Consider the following 14709-nt stretch of genomic DNA (forward strand, 5'->3'; position numbering starts at 1 on the left):
CGCACTATCTCGCTTGAATCTTTTCAAAAAATGCACTTTAACTTCATATATAATATTTTCCATTTTCTGTACATACTCCTTTTATAATGAAAAAATTTCAAGTAACCATTAAATATATATAGGCATTTACTATAAGAAAGATCCGTAATTTATTGAAGGAGGAACGATTCAAATGCATCCTCATTGGAATCCAAATATAAATCAACAGTATGTTTATTCCCCCATCCTGTAAGGAATACATTGCATCATGATTCACAATATATGATGCAGCGCATCGCAAGTCTTGAAAGTCAGTTAGCTAAATTAATCTCATTAATTGAAGAAAATAATCAATTAATTAAATCCATGGAACAACAGCAAAACCAAGTTTGTGCACCAGCTGGAGGTTCTGTTATCGTTCGTATGTAAACTGGATGCAATAAAAAACACACTTTGTAGTATAAAAGTGTGTTTTTTGGTCATTATTTTCTTTTCGTATGGAACCCTTGTGTAATTCGGTCTAATATAATTGCGATTACTACGATAGCTAATCCAGCTTCAAATCCCATTCCGATATTAACTTGTGTTACCGAGCGATATACATCAACTCCAAGTCCTGGAGCTCCTACAAGTGATGCTGTTACAACCATCGATAATGAAAGCATAATACTTTGGTTCACACCAGCCATAATCGTTCCGGTTGCAAGTGGTAATTGTACTTTAAATAGTTTTTGTGATGCCGTGGATCCAAATGCATTCGCTGCTTCAATTAAATCTTCTGGAACTTGTCTAATTCCTAAGTCAGTAAAACGAATTGTCGGTGGCATTGCAAAGATTACTGATGCAATAATTCCAGGTACTACACCTACTCCGAAAAATGTGATCGCTGGAATAAGGTATACGAATGCAGGCATTGTTTGCATAAAATCTAATGTTGGTTTTAAAAATTTTGAGAAACGTTCATTTTGAGATGCTAATATACCAATTGGAATTCCGACAATAATTGAAATAATAACTGACGTAAGTACGAGTGCTAATGTTTGCATCGTTTGTGCCCAGTAGTTAATATTCAAAATAAATAATAATCCAATAAGCGTAAAAATGACTAAAGATAGTTTTCTCGTTGTGTACCAAATGAGGAAACATAAGATAATAATCATCAATATGGCAGGAATTATTATTAAAAAATTAGTGAGTAAATCAACGAATCCACCAATAATATAAGAGAATCCTCGGAATAAGCCTTCAAAGTGCTCATATAAACTTACAACAAATGAGTCGACCCATTCCCCTAACGGAATACGCGGTATACTATTCATCGTCTTTCACCTCTTCCTCAATGTTTCCTGCAAGAGCTTGAATGACACTTTCACGTTTAATAATTCCTCTTAGCCTTTTCTTCTCATCGATTACTGGTAACGGATATTTCATCTCCGCCATTTTTGCATACGTCTCTTCCAGTAAAGTATCTAAATACACATGCGGAATATCATTAAGTAATAAATCAGCAATCGGCCACTGTTTTTGTACTGCCTTACTCGCATCATCCGCAGTTAATATACCTAAAAACTCATACTTTTTGTTTACAACATATACAGTTGAAACACCAGCATTCCTCATAATTTGAAGGGCTACACGAGGTCCACGATCAATTAATAAAGTTTCTGGTCGTTTTAAAATAGACTCCGCCGTAATTACTTTTCCTAAATTCACGTCCGCAACAAACTTTTCTACAAATTCATTAGCGGGGCTCATCATAATTTCTTCTGGCGTTCCAATTTGAACGATTTCTCCATCTTTCATTAATGCGATACGATCTCCAATTCGAAGCGCTTCATCTAAATCATGCGTAATAAATATAATCGTTTTTTCCATTTTATCTTGCAACTCTAACAATTCATCTTGCATTTCTTTTCGAATAAGTGGATCTAATGCACTGAATGACTCGTCCATTAGTAATACATCTGGATTATTCGTTAGCGCCCTTGCGATTCCAACGCGCTGCTGCATACCGCCACTAAGTTGACTTGGATAATTATCTTTATGATGATCGAGTCCTACTAACTGTAGCGATTCTAACGCTTTTTTCTCTCGCTCTTCAACCGGAACTCCTTGTATTTCTAACCCATATGCAACATTTTGTATAACTGTACGATGCGGAAATAGAGCGAATTTCTGAAATACCATACTCATTTTCGTTCTTCTTACTCTTCGTAACTCTTCTTTTCCCATCGTTGCGATGTCTTCACCATCTATGTATATATGACCTGCAGTTGGTTTAATCAATTGATTTAACATACGAACTAGCGTAGATTTCCCGCTACCAGACAAACCCATAATAACGAAAATTTCTCCAGAGTATACTTCAAACGTTGCTTTTTTCACCCCAACGTTCATTCCTGTCTCTTTTAAAATTTCCGATTTACTTTTTCCTTCTTTTAATAAGGAAAGGGCTCTTTGCGGATGTTTCCCGAATACTTTTGTTACGTTTTCAACACGCACCTTTGTATTATCCATGTCACTACTCCTTTTCTACCCATCTATTCACATAGTGTTGCGATTTTACAAAGAAATATTACATAAAAATGACATTCATAAGATTTCTTTAAAATTCTCGTTTCCGTTCATAATAAGAATGCTTACTTATACATTTATTTTATAAGGCAAACGTTACTTAGGAGGTTTTCAATGCGAAAGAAAATTTGGTTTATATGCCTTGCATTATTTATTACTATGATTTTCACTTCATGTAATGCAACAAATGCAAATTCGAAAGGGAAAATTAAACTTGGTGTAACAAGTTGGAAAGAAAATATTGCAACTGCAAACATGTGGAAAGTTTTATTAGAAGAAAAAGGCTACAAAGTTGAGCTCATGTATTTAGAAAAAGCCGCAATTTGGACTGGTGTTGCTCGTGGCGATGTTGATGCGAATTTAGAAGTATGGCTACCAGTTACAGATAAACCGCTAAACGATCGTTATAAAGATGATATTGTCTTAAAATCAAAATGGTACGAAGGTACTGGACTAGGTTTAGTCGTCCCTTCTTATATGAAAAACATAAACAGTATCGAAGATTTAAATGCTCATAAAGATGAACTAGATAATAAAATTGTCGGTATCGAACCCGGTAGTAGTCTTATGAATTTAACGAATAAAGCAATGAAAGAATATGATATAAAACTAAAACTTGTCCAATCCTCTGAAGCTGCGATGATGAGTGAACTAAAGAAAGCATATACAAAAAAGAAACCAATCGCTGTTACGCTTTGGAATCCGCATTGGGGTTTTTCAGAATTTGACTTGAAATATTTAAAAGACCCTAAGAAAGTATATGGTGAAAAAGATGACATTTATTACTCCGTTCGTAAAGGTTTCGAAAAAGATCACCCAGATGTTATAAAATACTTTGATAAATGGAAAATGAACGATGAACAGCTCGGTACTTTAATGGTCATGTTAAATAAAACAAAAGATCCTGAAGAAGCTGCGCGAAAATGGATTAAAAAAAATCAAGCATTAGTTGATGAATGGGTAAAGGATTAATAAAAAGGCTAGAGAATTAATATATCCTCTAGCCTTTTTCATCTTATTTTTTCGTAACAACATCATCTACAATCCCATATTCCTTCGCTTCTTCTGCAGTCATAAAATAATCTCTTTCTGTATCATGTGCTACTCTTTCAATCGGTTGGCCTGTTTTTTCTGCAATCATTTTATTAATATCATGCTTTAACTTTAATATTCTTTTCGCAGTTATTTCAATTTCTGTTGCTTGCCCTTGTGCACCACCAAGCGGCTGATGAATCATAATTTCACTGTTAGGGAGCGCAAACCGTTTTCCTTTTGCTCCAGATAATAATAGCAATGCACCAAATGATGCCGCAAAGCCCATGCACAGCGTTTGCACATCTGGTTTAATTAAATTCATCGTATCTAATATTGCAAAACCTGCTGTCGTTGAACCGCCGGGGCTATTGATGTATAAGAATATATCTTTCTCTGCATCTTCTGCTTCTAAAAATAATAATTGAGCTACGACACTACTCGCTACTTGATCATTAATTTCTGAACCGATAATAATAATGCGGTCTTTTAATAACCTTGAATATATATCATAGGAACGTTCTCCTAATTTTGTTTGTTCTACTACATATGGAATTGCATTCATTTTAAATCCCTCCAATACTTGTTATGCTGCGCAAAGCATACAACTGTAGGAAGAAGGTTGTTTCACATTAAATAATAAGACTGGCTGTTTAGATGGTAACTTAGTAAAATCTATTGAGGGAAGCAGTTTCGTTAATAATTCCGGTCTCTCTTCTCGAATAGACGTTACTACAACTTCCATATCATCTGTGAATTCGACTATCTCGACCCCTTCTTCACTTACAGTTTTCAGCCTATTTCTACTCCGGAATAAAGAAGCTTTCACTGCACCTTCTGATACAGAACACACTTTAGCAATATCAGCGATACTATATTGAAAAACATCTTTTAATAATAAAATTGCGGATTGCTGTACATTTAATGAAGACAATACTTTCCCTACCATTTCATGCAAATCTGCAATGTTCTCATGTGGTTCTTCAAAAGTGATTTGTTCTCTTATTTTTTCATGAACAGACTTAGACTTCATCTGATCTAACCAACGATTTCTTGCTATTTTATAGACGAGTGTCATACAAATATCTTTATTTCTATATTTTTGAAGCACTTTACACACTGTTTCTTGGGCGAGATCTTCCCCATCCCATTTGTTTTTCGTTAAAAAAGTACAGTATCTTTTTAACTCTCCATATTGTTCAATTAAAAAGTTTATATTTGAATGATTCATATCGATACGGTTCTTTAAAACATGAGTTACTTTTGTGCACAAAATAACCACTCCTTTTCAGCGCTTACTTAATAAACGATTCAACATTAAAAAAAGTTACGGGGATATAAAAAAATAATGTTTATGTTCAATAATTCGCGGTCATAAATATGTTATGTACAATTTTACGTGAGGAGGAACAAATTTGCCAAAATTAACAATTGAAGGTGCGGGAACATTTGATGTAAAAGAAGGAACGAAGTTAGTATTAGCAATTGAAGATAGCGGTGTCAACATTCTTCATCGTTGCGGCGGGAATGCACGTTGCACAACTTGTAGAGTAGAAATACTAGCAGGTGATTTCTGTGAAGCGAGTGCGAATGAGAAACATGCAATGACGGAAAAAGGGATTGAAGATCATTTACGATTATCTTGTCAAATGCGTGTACATAAAGATATAGTCGTTCGTCCGGTACTTACAGTTGAAAATTCAGGTCTTGATGCTGGACCGCGTCCGGCGGAGTAAAGCGATGAATTTAAAACAGCTCGCTGGCGAATATGCCGCTAACTTTGTAAATGATGGCATGAAGATTGGGCTTGGTACAGGTTCTACTGTATATTGGACAATACAAAAATTAGGTGAGCGTGTAAAAGAAGGATTATCATTTCAAGCTGTACCGACATCAAAGGAAACTGAAGCATTAGCACATCAACTAAATATCCCCCTAATTTCGTTAAACGACGTACAAAGTCTTGATCTTACAATTGATGGAGCGGATGAAATTGATTCAAATTTACAACTTATAAAAGGCGGTGGCGGTGCATTACTTCGTGAAAAAATCGTTGCCTCTTCCTCTAAAGAACTAATTATCATTGCTGATGAATCGAAACTTGTAACACATTTAGGTACTTTTCCATTACCTATTGAAATCATCCCTTTTTCATGGAAACAAACCGAAAATAAAATTCAGTCTTTAGGATGTCAAACAACATTACGTTTGAAAAATAATGAAACCTATATAACCGATAACAATAACATGATTATCGATTGTATATTCCCTAATCATATTTCTAATCCTGCCCATTTACACACTCAATTAAAAATGATTACTGGTGTAGTTGAAACAGGGTTGTTTATAAGTATGACGAGTAAAGTAATTATCGGCGCTAAAAATGGGATAAAGGAATTGTAATAAAAGCTAACTTTTTAAAGTTGGCTTTTTAGTATGTTCTTCTCTTTATAGCGCATTATTATGATATACTATGAAAACACAAGCTGATTACATTAGAAAGGACTGAACATTTTGCAATCCAAACTTATAACAGAACTTACTGATTTAGAAACTGCCTTTCATATTCGAAAAGAAGTATTTGTAAAAGAACAAGGTGTCCCTCTTGCAGATGAATTCGATACATTCGATGAAATCGGAGAGCAATGTAAACATATTTTAGTTTATTATAATGAGCTTCCTGTAGGTACAGGGCGTATACGATTTGTTGATGGCGTCGGAAAATTAGAACGTATTTGCATTTTAAAAGATTATCGTACATACGGATTAGGTAAAGTCATCATTCAAACGTTAGAAGAAATTGCTCGTAACGAACAAGCTACAAAAGTGAAACTACACGGGCAAACACAAGCTGAAGGATTTTATAAAAAATTAGGTTATGAAACTTCTTCTGATATATTTATGGAAGATGGCATTCCGCATATACTTATGACGAAAATGTTATCATAATAAAAAGGGTAGTGTATGAATCTTATGTATTCATACACTACCCTTTATTATTAATAGAAAAGTGAATTCTCAAGATTCTCTTTTGAAATCAAAGCCCATCATCTCTTAGTTCATATCTAGGTAAAGCTTACACTGTTTTCCATAATGATAATGCATAAATCCAGTTCGGATCACCATTTCCTTGATAACTCTGGACTGCTTCATATACTTTTCCTTCGTGTAGAACTCTATCTCCCTTTTTATATGCTTTTTTTGCATCCCACGCTTCATATGAAGCGCTTTCGGTTTTTGTAGTAATTGTGAATATATCACTCTGTACGGATTCATTTCCAGCTACATCAACAGCTTTTACTACATATTTATAAGTAGTATTAGCGAGCAGATTTTTATCCATATAAGAAGTTGTATTGGATGTTGCAATCTTTTTCATTGATCCTTCTGTTTCTCTATAAATATCGTAATGGTCTACACCAATATTATCGTCAGATGGACTCCACATTAAATCCACACTTGACGCTGTCGTTCCCATACTATGTAATCCTTTTGGTTGTGTTGGTGGTTCTGTATCAGGAATCTCAACTGTTGTTTTTACTGTAAGCGCTGTACTTTCCTTCAATACATTGCCAGCTGCGTCAATTGCTTTTACAGTATAAGAGTATTCTGTGCTTGGTTGTAATTTCTTATCAATAAAATGAGTGCCTATTACTGTATCAATCATCTCTCCGTTACGGAAGATTTGATATCCTTTTACCCCTACATTATCCGTAGAAGCGTTCCATGTTAGTTCTACACTATTTGCTGTTACTTTTTGCGTCTGAAGTCCATTTGGAATACTTGGCGCTTCTATGTCTGGTTTCACATCATTAATAAGATTAACATCAATTACATTATAGAATGCATTTGCTGTATCAGCTACATCCCATACTGCTAAAATCACATGATATCCACTACGATCAGTAGGTACATTGATTTTATGAGTTAAATTATTTGAAGCTGCAGAACCATCATGTTGTACAGTTCCAATTGGTTCAAAATCTGCTCTTGTTAGCGCTTTATTTGGATTCCATCCTTTTTTAGTAATATAGTAATGCCACTTACTCGTTAAGTGAGGCGCAGTATACTTCCAAGTAAATGTATTTTCCCCACCAGTGATTGTATTTTTAAACCAACGATTTGCTGTTTGTTGATCTAAAATACCACCAAATTTTCCGCCTGCTGAAGCAATTTGTCCATCTACTGGACCACTTTGTGGGAACCCTTTTGGAGCTTCTAAACTTTGTGGTTCATACATAACACTTCCACAGTTTACATTTAGCGCACCATAAGTTGAACTACATAAAGCGGATCGGCTACCGGGCTTTTCAACAAAACCGTGCGCATAAGCATTTTGAGGAATAAGTGTCGTACTAATAATTCCAGCTGTTAATGCTACAGCTCCTAAACTTTTTTTGTTCATTTTCATATTTTGTAGTTGTTTTAAAAATCGATTATTCATGCTCATGTCTCCTTCTTGTTATACTTTGTAGTGGAATGTGGGCTTTGATGTAAAAGAATAACAAGAGACAAACTTGTACCGATGTATGTGTTAATTATGCATACACCGCAGTGAAATTATATTTTTCTTGTGAAATATTTCACTTTATGAATATATCATGACATAGAAATTACCTGAGTATGTGCAGAAGTTGTGCAGAAATAGTGAAATTATTACTAACATGTAAAACTAAGTCCTAACATTTTAAAATACAATTTGAATATATTTATCTATCATCTTTACTTCATAATTAACAATACATTTAACTGGTTAACTTTTATTCTTATACTTATATCTCTCAGTGCCTTAGTTTTAACCATACTAGATATTAAAAATAAGAATTATAAAGTTAAATAAAAAGCATCCTATTTAGATGCTTTTCTAATGTATAATTTCATTTTTTTCACTGACCTACAAATATAAAAATTTCATCAACAGCTTCCTTATATCCACCTGATTTTTGGAAAGATTCCTTCAAATTCAAAGCAACTTCTTTAAATGACGGATTATTTAATACCATTTCTACACTTTCACTTAGTTGATCCGCAGTTAATCCTTGCATTTGTAATTTTATTCCTGCTCCAAGACTCTCCACTTGCTTTGCGACTACTGGCTGATCTGCACTTTGCGGTATTACAACGAGCGGAACCCCGTTATACAGTCCTTCATGCGCACTGTTCATCCCGCCGTGTGTAATAAATAGTTTCGTATATGTAAGCAGCTCAGTTTGGGGTACATAGTTTTTCACAATGAAGTTTTTAGGGATTTCGCCTAGATCACTTATTTTTGTTTTATTACCAATAGACATAACAATTGTATGCTCACTATTCTCAAAGGCCTTCATACACAGTTTATAAAAGTCAATCGCTTCATTAAAAACAGTACCTAATGAAATATAAATCGGACTTTTTTCTTCAATTGAAGTAAAATAAACGTCTCTGTTTTTCATTTGTGCAGAGATAGATGGTCCTACAAATTTATATGTTTCATCAAACGTATCACCAAAAGGCTGGAACTCCTTAATTGTATACACAATAGTAAGGGGTGCAGGATTACAGAAAACTTCATACGATGATTTTATTTCAACACCATATTTTTCAGCAATTCCCTTCGTTAAGTTTTGAAAATCATTCTGTATTTTATCATGAATTTCTACTGGGATATTTTTTGACAGATGACCTAACATTTGCTCAAAAGATTTTTCATCCTGCGCAAAAGATGTACATGAATTTATGGATGGCAATTTAAGAATTTGAGCAATTAAGTGCCCACAGCCAAACATAGAATCATGAATTATGTAATCAAAATGTTCACCTTCAATTTGTTCTAGAACACTAGGTATAACAACATCTGCTGTATGTAGAAGAGCGTTTATTCTTTCCTGTAAATAATTTCTGCCTCCAGATAGAAACGCTTTTATAAATTTTTGATCGTCAATCGTTCGTACAGTAGCACCTGTCTTCTCAATTCGTTCCCTAAAAGCTTCTATTGAAAAATAAACGACCTCTTCACCGCGAGAAATCAACTCTTCTACAACTGGCAAAGTTGGATTTATATGTCCTTCTGATCCAGCGTTAATAAATAAAACACGCGCCATTATAAACACTCCTTACGTTAAATCATTCCTATGTTGGCAAGAGTATAGATCCCCTTCGTATCATATTCCTGCTAAATTGACCTAGCAAGTCTAAAACCGAGATCTTCTATATGAAATGTAGGATGGCTTCGGCGACGACAAGTAGCGCCGCAACCTCTCGCTGCTTCAGCCCAACTACCTCCACGAAAAATGCGGTATGTTCCGTATACTTTTTCATCATACAAATCATAGCACCATTCCCAAACGTTCCCTAACATATCATAGAGTCCCCATGCATTCGGTTCCTTTTGGCCAACGTCATGAATATGTCCATTTGAATTTTCATTATACCATGCTATATCATGAAGTTTCCCGTATGTATATCCGGTTGTACCTGCTTTACATGCATATTGCCACTCTGCCTCAGATGGCAATCGGTAGCCATTTGAATCTAACTTACATCTAACAATTTGACCACCATCACTAATAGAATAATATTCTTTTAATCCCGCTTTTTTTGAAAGTACATTACAAAACGCAATGGCATCGTTCCATGAAATATTTACAACTGGTTTATGATTATTTTCAAAATTATTTAATGTACTATTTGTAATAGCATCATATAGTTCCGTTGTTACAGCATACTTTGCAAGAAGAAATGGTTGAATTTGTACTAGCCATTCTTTTTTTATTCGATCATCTCTTAATACTACCTCTCCAGCTGGAATATTGACCATTAATGAATCGATTAGTTGAATTAAATCGTTAGTCATTTTCTATTCCTCCAAACGTTCATTTTATATGAACTTATAGTCATATACTCATTACAAAATACAATTTTCAAAATGCGTTAAATTTTTCATAATAAAAAACGATTAGTTTTATTAAACTAATCGGTAAGATCTACAAAGAATTGTTTTGTTACATTCTATTATTATATGTGCTCTAAAAATTTCCGAACCTCATTTGGAGATTTTAAAACAATAACCTTTTTCTCTTCGGGAAATTGCTCTAACCCTTTTAAAATTGTAGGTCGTTTAGCATTAGGATATTCCCATATCCATTTAAAAAATTGCAAATCAAATCTTTCTTCACATCCCGCGCCCATATCTGGTCTTGTTTTATTTCGGTATTTTACAATTCTTTTAAAAGCCCTATAAACACAAATTGTTCTATGAATATCAAGGAAGATAATTGTATCAGCTGCATTCAGTCTTATACCCATCGTCCCGCCATAATTCCCATCAATAATCCATTTCTCATCTTTAATTAAGTTATTTTGAACTGTTATTTGTTCTTCTCTCGGAACACCTTCCCAATTCGGTTTCCAAAATAATGCATCAAGATGATGCACCTTAATATTTAATTTATTCCCTAACTGCCTTGCTAATGTAGATTTTCCTGAACCACCAGAACCAATTAATATTATTTTTTTCATAAAGGGCTCCTTTTTAAAATCGATTATTTCCTCCGTAACATAAACTCACAAAGTATTCCCACTCCAACACCAATTGTATAAGCCACTAAATCACTCCACAAAAAACCGTATCCCAACACGAGTCCGCCTAAAGTCGTTGCACGAATGCTATCTATCCACTTCGCATGATACAATTGGCTCACTTCAATCCCGTAGCAAAACATTAAACTAATAAAAGCCAACTTCTTCGTCTCTGTTTTAGGAAACAAAAATCCAAAGCCAGTGAAAATCATTAATGCCCATAAAGCATCGCCTAAGTAATTATTTAATAGATGTGGTAGTGCAAAAGAAAACTTTCTTGAGCTAAGACCTAAAATAATAACAACTATAGTAAATAGTGCATATAATACTCTATTTCATTTCGTATTCATTTTAAAGTCTCCTAATATGTAATGTAAAACTGTAAATAGCTAGTAAAACAAAGTTATTTTACTAGCTATTTATTAATTGCTTTTATGATAAGAAAATGTGGATTCATATTTAAATAATAATATGATTTTTTGTCTACTTCTTTCATCTTTTCAACTGCCTTCGGTTCCACTATCTCTTCTAATACAAAATAATTTGTAGTTTCATTTATTATGTCTTGTAGTGACCTTCTGAAAAATTCGACTTCAATTGTAATGTTCGGTTTAACCCAAGTATCTATTAATAGCTGTTTTTCAAAATAACTTTCACATGGAAACTTTGTGAAATCCATAAAAGGATGATGGATAGAATATATAAGTTCTCCACCCGGCTTCAATACGCGACGAAATTCTTGAAATACTTGATTCCAATTTTCTAAGTAATGAAGAGTTAACGAACTTACAATCACATCATACGTATTATTTTCAAATGGCAATGTTTCTTGCAGATCATGACAAAGGAACGTTGCTTCTTCTCCTATATTTTCTTTTGCTGCTTTTACCATTTCAGGACTTACGTCAATTGCTGTAACATTTGCTCCTCTTCCTATGAATTGAGAAGTATACCATCCAGCTGCACATCCAGCATCTAGTATCTTTTTTCCTTCTAGTTCCTTTGAAATAAGCTCCATCATCGCCGGTCTTTCATAATAACTGTTATATGGATTTGCGAAATCTAGATTTTCTTTATATGTACTCGCTAATTTATCATACGTATCTTTAATCAAATCTTTCATTACACACACTCCTAATACATATTAATTCATTAACTCCTGCTGCTTTTTCTTTGAAAATGATTGTAGTACTAGATCATACGACCAATCAATCATTTTATTAATTTGCTCCTGCTCTATACCCTTATGAATATAAACGGTATTCCAATGTTTTTTATTCATATGATACCCTGGAATAATTGTTTCTGGATAATCTTCTCTTATTCTTAATGCGACTTCTGGATCACACTTCAATGTAATCGCAGCTTTTTCGCCTTCTTCATGATTTACTATCGCAAATATTTTATTATTAAGCCTCATACATGTTGCACTCCAACCATCTGGAGAATCTTCTGTCGCTTTTCTTTTCGATAAACAGTACGCTCTTGTTGCATTCATTTTAATTGGCACCTCTTATTCTTTCCCTGTTTGATTACGATGCATCACAATTTGCTTCGTTGTTTGAAATTGTTGCTCACCATAAAACTTTATTAGCTTCTCTCCGCAAAATAGACTAACAATATCAATATGAGATATTTCTCGAAGTAATATTGTTAGCATCTTCTCTCCAATACCTTTATTTCTTACACTCTCATGTACGACAACATCTTCAATGTATGCTCGAAAAACACCATCAGAAACGACTCTAGCAAATCCAACTAATTCATTTTCTTCCCATACTCCAATGGCTATGCTATTCTTTAATATTTTTTCAATATCGACTTCTTTTCTTTCTGGCCACCAACCGACAGAATCATAAAGTTTTTTTATTTTTTCTGCACAGATTAGTTGTTCTTGTTGCAATTTATACGTGTACATATTCTTTCTCCTATCAAACAGTATACATAATATTATTATAATCTCTTTTCAAAAAAGTGCTGACTATGACCTTTCGGGTGATCTTCAACAATACCATACTCCCTGTAACCGTGCTTTTTATAAAATTCTGGTGCTTGAAAACTAAATGAATCTAGCAATATTAATCTACACCCTTTTTCCTTCGCAATCCCTTCAATTTCATGTAAAAGTTGGCTGCCATAACCGTCATGACGAACTGATTCATCAACCCATAAAAATTCGATATGAAGGTGATAAAAATACATCGTACCTGTTACGCCACCAAAAATTTTTCCTTCTTCATTTTTTACTACGAGGCGTACTTCTTCCATCGTCTGTCTTGCCTCATCTGTTAAGATGGACATATTATATTGAATAACTTTATTTTTAATATATTCTCCTTCAGTGCGTGTACCGTTCTTTATATGTTTCATTTATATTGCTTCCTTTCAGCTTAGTAATCTACATTTTATTTTTTCTCTTTAAAATACTAATACATACGAATCCACCATATGTAACAAAGCATGAAAAGCCAATTATACCTGGTACAGAGACATATCCTACCCTTATGTAACTTATAACCGCAAAACAAACGATAGACAATAAAATAGATGGCCAAAATATAAGAGCTGTTTTTCTTCTTCCTCGTTTCGATGTACTTTCTTTCTCTCCAGAAACACGTGTGCCAAAAAGCAATACAATACAAATAAGGATCGCTGTAAAGTAAATTGTATCTAATGACAAATCGTGATCATATAGTGCGATTCCAACTTCAAGAGCAATAATCGTTAAAATTAAAATAATGATTGTTGAAGTCTTTAAGTTTCTTTTCAACCGCTCACTCCTAGCATGTTTTCACTATATTCTTTGTATATGTACTTTAAAACTACTGCAAAAGCTTCATCTACCTCTTTATTTTCACGGCGATTCGGTAAATCTTTTCCCCCCATCACATAAAGAAGCAGAAATTCGTTAAACATTCCTATTATACCAATAAATTCAATATCGAATATAAAAAAACTTTTCGGCAGCTCATATCAGCTATTTAAATAAGAAAAAGGTAGCATGCATTTTTTCTTGCTACCGAAAAATATTTATTCTTCTATAGGATTTTCAGGACCGTTAAGTTCCAGCTGATAAAAAGTTAAATCTAGCCATTTATTAAACTTATAACCAGCTTTTTTTATTGTCCCTGCATGAACAAATCCATAGTTTTGATGCAAGGCAATACTTTTTTCATTCTCTGCATCAATTCCAGCAATTAAGGTCATATACTCTCTTTCCTTCGCAATTTTGATTAATTCTTTCATTAATGAAGACCCAATGCCATTTTTTCTATATGCCTTATCTACATACACAGAATGTTCAACTGAATATTTATAAGCAGGCCACGCTCTAAATGGGCCGAATGTCGCAAACCCTACTACTTTATTATCTAATTCATATACGAAAATGGGATACCCTTCAGCCTTTTTTTGTTCATACCAATCTATTCTATTTTCAAGGGTTACAGGTTTATACGCATATACAGCTGTTGTATAAAGTATCGCATCGTTATAAATATCTAAAATGTATGCTAAATCTCTTTTCGTTGCTTCCCTTATCATTATTTTCTTCCTTTCATCATGTTC

Annotated in this window: 19 protein-coding genes and 2 pseudogenes; 5 read left to right on the forward strand and 16 right to left on the reverse strand. The window is 33.8% G+C overall.

The window, feature by feature from the left end; all coding sequences use genetic code 11:
- Positions 1-172: 172 nt before the first annotated feature.
- Positions 173-408, forward strand: a pseudogene (locus ACS2FK_RS18440) (hypothetical protein).
- Between the two features lie 53 nt (positions 409-461).
- Here ACS2FK_RS18440 and ACS2FK_RS18445 read toward each other — a convergent pair.
- Positions 462-1298 carry an ABC transporter permease gene (locus ACS2FK_RS18445; protein WP_001084773.1) on the reverse strand — a complete coding sequence of 279 codons (837 nt, stop codon included), beginning with the start codon at positions 1296-1298 and terminating at the stop codon, positions 462-464.
- Positions 1291-2496, reverse strand: coding sequence for a quaternary amine ABC transporter ATP-binding protein (locus ACS2FK_RS18450; protein ID WP_000370606.1), 1206 nt, complete (start codon positions 2494-2496; stop codon positions 1291-1293). Before ACS2FK_RS18450 ends, ACS2FK_RS18445 begins: the two co-directional genes overlap by 8 nt.
- Before the next feature lie 171 nt (positions 2497-2667).
- Here ACS2FK_RS18450 and ACS2FK_RS18455 point away from each other — a divergent pair, with 171 nt between their 5' ends.
- Entirely contained in the window at positions 2668-3525 is an 858-nt protein-coding gene (locus ACS2FK_RS18455; RefSeq protein WP_001227615.1) for a glycine betaine ABC transporter substrate-binding protein, read from the forward strand.
- Between the two features lie 43 nt (positions 3526-3568).
- On the opposite strand, the gene clpP is transcribed toward ACS2FK_RS18455, so the two are convergent.
- The gene (gene clpP / locus ACS2FK_RS18460; RefSeq protein ID WP_000991612.1) at positions 3569-4150 is read right to left on the reverse strand and encodes an ATP-dependent Clp endopeptidase proteolytic subunit ClpP; all 582 of its coding nucleotides are present in this window, start codon (positions 4148-4150) and stop codon (positions 3569-3571) included.
- Positions 4151-4171: 21 nt separating this feature from the next.
- The gene (locus ACS2FK_RS18465) at positions 4172-4858 is read right to left on the reverse strand and encodes an RNA polymerase subunit sigma-70 (protein WP_000337521.1); all 687 of its coding nucleotides are present in this window, start codon (positions 4856-4858) and stop codon (positions 4172-4174) included.
- Between the two features lie 142 nt (positions 4859-5000).
- On the opposite strand from ACS2FK_RS18465, the gene ACS2FK_RS18470 reads away from it, so the two are divergent.
- The 3 genes from ACS2FK_RS18470 to ACS2FK_RS18480 all read left to right on the forward strand — a co-directional run bounded on the left by ACS2FK_RS18470 (position 5001) and on the right by ACS2FK_RS18480 (position 6534).
- Positions 5001-5321, forward strand: a complete 321-nt coding sequence (locus tag ACS2FK_RS18470) for a 2Fe-2S iron-sulfur cluster-binding protein (protein ID WP_001125388.1) — start codon at positions 5001-5003, stop codon at positions 5319-5321.
- Positions 5322-5325: 4 nt separating this feature from the next.
- Positions 5326-5988, forward strand: coding sequence for a ribose 5-phosphate isomerase A (gene rpiA / locus ACS2FK_RS18475; RefSeq protein WP_001049982.1), 663 nt, complete (start codon positions 5326-5328; stop codon positions 5986-5988).
- A 111-nt stretch (positions 5989-6099) separates the two neighbouring features.
- Complete coding sequence (locus tag ACS2FK_RS18480) at positions 6100-6534, forward strand: GNAT family N-acetyltransferase (protein ID WP_043935622.1); 435 nt, start codon at positions 6100-6102, stop codon at positions 6532-6534.
- A gap of 127 nt (positions 6535-6661) precedes the next feature.
- On the opposite strand, the gene ACS2FK_RS18485 is transcribed toward ACS2FK_RS18480, so the two are convergent.
- The 12 genes and pseudogenes from ACS2FK_RS18485 to ACS2FK_RS18540 all read right to left on the reverse strand — a co-directional run bounded on the left by ACS2FK_RS18485 (position 6662) and on the right by ACS2FK_RS18540 (position 14685).
- A complete protein-coding gene (locus ACS2FK_RS18485) occupies positions 6662-8029 on the reverse strand; it encodes a lytic polysaccharide monooxygenase (protein ID WP_063547512.1) in 1368 nt (455 codons plus the stop codon).
- Between the two features lie 442 nt (positions 8030-8471).
- Positions 8472-9665, reverse strand: coding sequence for a macrolide family glycosyltransferase (locus tag ACS2FK_RS18490; protein ID WP_063547513.1), 1194 nt, complete (start codon positions 9663-9665; stop codon positions 8472-8474).
- A 71-nt stretch (positions 9666-9736) separates the two neighbouring features.
- On the reverse strand, positions 9737-10417 hold the full coding sequence (locus ACS2FK_RS18495) for a formylglycine-generating enzyme family protein (RefSeq protein WP_063547515.1): 681 nt from the start codon (positions 10415-10417) through the stop codon (positions 9737-9739).
- A 161-nt stretch (positions 10418-10578) separates the two neighbouring features.
- On the reverse strand, positions 10579-11082 hold the full coding sequence (locus tag ACS2FK_RS18500; RefSeq protein ID WP_063547517.1) for a DNA topology modulation protein: 504 nt from the start codon (positions 11080-11082) through the stop codon (positions 10579-10581).
- A 23-nt stretch (positions 11083-11105) separates the two neighbouring features.
- On the reverse strand, positions 11106-11450 hold the full coding sequence (locus ACS2FK_RS18505) for a DUF2809 domain-containing protein (RefSeq protein WP_140157185.1): 345 nt from the start codon (positions 11448-11450) through the stop codon (positions 11106-11108).
- A 107-nt stretch (positions 11451-11557) separates the two neighbouring features.
- A complete protein-coding gene (locus ACS2FK_RS18510; RefSeq protein WP_063547519.1) occupies positions 11558-12265 on the reverse strand; it encodes a class I SAM-dependent methyltransferase in 708 nt (235 codons plus the stop codon).
- Positions 12266-12286: 21 nt separating this feature from the next.
- Complete coding sequence (locus tag ACS2FK_RS18515; RefSeq protein WP_000994624.1) at positions 12287-12640, reverse strand: MmcQ/YjbR family DNA-binding protein; 354 nt, start codon at positions 12638-12640, stop codon at positions 12287-12289.
- A gap of 15 nt (positions 12641-12655) precedes the next feature.
- On the reverse strand, positions 12656-13060 hold the full coding sequence (locus ACS2FK_RS18520) for a GNAT family N-acetyltransferase (RefSeq protein WP_063547521.1): 405 nt from the start codon (positions 13058-13060) through the stop codon (positions 12656-12658).
- A 35-nt stretch (positions 13061-13095) separates the two neighbouring features.
- Positions 13096-13512: a GNAT family N-acetyltransferase gene (locus ACS2FK_RS18525; RefSeq protein WP_063547523.1), complete on the reverse strand. Its 417-nt coding sequence runs from the start codon at positions 13510-13512 to the stop codon at positions 13096-13098.
- A gap of 28 nt (positions 13513-13540) precedes the next feature.
- Complete coding sequence (locus ACS2FK_RS18530; protein ID WP_000827990.1) at positions 13541-13912, reverse strand: hypothetical protein; 372 nt, start codon at positions 13910-13912, stop codon at positions 13541-13543.
- Positions 13909-14073 (reverse strand): annotated as a pseudogene (locus ACS2FK_RS18535) (serine hydrolase); the annotation flags it as partial. The gene ACS2FK_RS18530 and the pseudogene ACS2FK_RS18535, both read right to left, overlap by 4 nt.
- Positions 14074-14172: 99 nt before the next feature.
- Positions 14173-14685: a GNAT family N-acetyltransferase gene (locus tag ACS2FK_RS18540; RefSeq protein WP_063547525.1), complete on the reverse strand. Its 513-nt coding sequence runs from the start codon at positions 14683-14685 to the stop codon at positions 14173-14175.
- Positions 14686-14709 lie beyond the last annotated feature (24 nt).

It is taken from the genome of Bacillus cereus group sp. BceL220 (genome assembly GCF_051776965.1).
GTDB classification, from domain to species: Bacteria; Bacillota; Bacilli; order Bacillales; family Bacillaceae_G; genus Bacillus_A; species Bacillus_A cereus.

Bases quoted from the DNA above. Each gene is read 5' to 3' on its own strand.
- ACS2FK_RS18525 (WP_063547523.1), bottom strand. From the start codon at position 13,512: ATGAAACATATAAAGAACGGTACACGCACTGAAGGAGAATATATTAAA.
- ACS2FK_RS18515 (WP_000994624.1), bottom strand. From the start codon at position 12,640: ATGAATGCAACAAGAGCGTACTGTTTATCGAAAAGAAAAGCGACAGAA.
- ACS2FK_RS18490 (WP_063547513.1), bottom strand. From the start codon at position 9,665: ATGGCGCGTGTTTTATTTATTAACGCTGGATCAGAAGGACATATAAAT.
- ACS2FK_RS18450 (WP_000370606.1), bottom strand. From the start codon at position 2,496: ATGGATAATACAAAGGTGCGTGTTGAAAACGTAACAAAAGTATTCGGG.
- ACS2FK_RS18455 (WP_001227615.1), top strand. From the start codon at position 2,668: ATGCGAAAGAAAATTTGGTTTATATGCCTTGCATTATTTATTACTATG.
- ACS2FK_RS18510 (WP_063547519.1), bottom strand. From the start codon at position 12,265: ATGAAAGATTTGATTAAAGATACGTATGATAAATTAGCGAGTACATAT.
- ACS2FK_RS18520 (WP_063547521.1), bottom strand. From the start codon at position 13,060: ATGTACACGTATAAATTGCAACAAGAACAACTAATCTGTGCAGAAAAA.
- ACS2FK_RS18495 (WP_063547515.1), bottom strand. From the start codon at position 10,417: ATGACTAACGATTTAATTCAACTAATCGATTCATTAATGGTCAATATT.
- ACS2FK_RS18445 (WP_001084773.1), bottom strand. From the start codon at position 1,298: ATGAATAGTATACCGCGTATTCCGTTAGGGGAATGGGTCGACTCATTT.
- ACS2FK_RS18485 (WP_063547512.1), bottom strand. From the start codon at position 8,029: ATGAATAATCGATTTTTAAAACAACTACAAAATATGAAAATGAACAAA.
- rpiA (WP_001049982.1), top strand. From the start codon at position 5,326: ATGAATTTAAAACAGCTCGCTGGCGAATATGCCGCTAACTTTGTAAAT.
- clpP (WP_000991612.1), bottom strand. From the start codon at position 4,150: ATGAATGCAATTCCATATGTAGTAGAACAAACAAAATTAGGAGAACGT.
- ACS2FK_RS18500 (WP_063547517.1), bottom strand. From the start codon at position 11,082: ATGAAAAAAATAATATTAATTGGTTCTGGTGGTTCAGGAAAATCTACA.
- ACS2FK_RS18540 (WP_063547525.1), bottom strand. From the start codon at position 14,685: ATGATAAGGGAAGCAACGAAAAGAGATTTAGCATACATTTTAGATATT.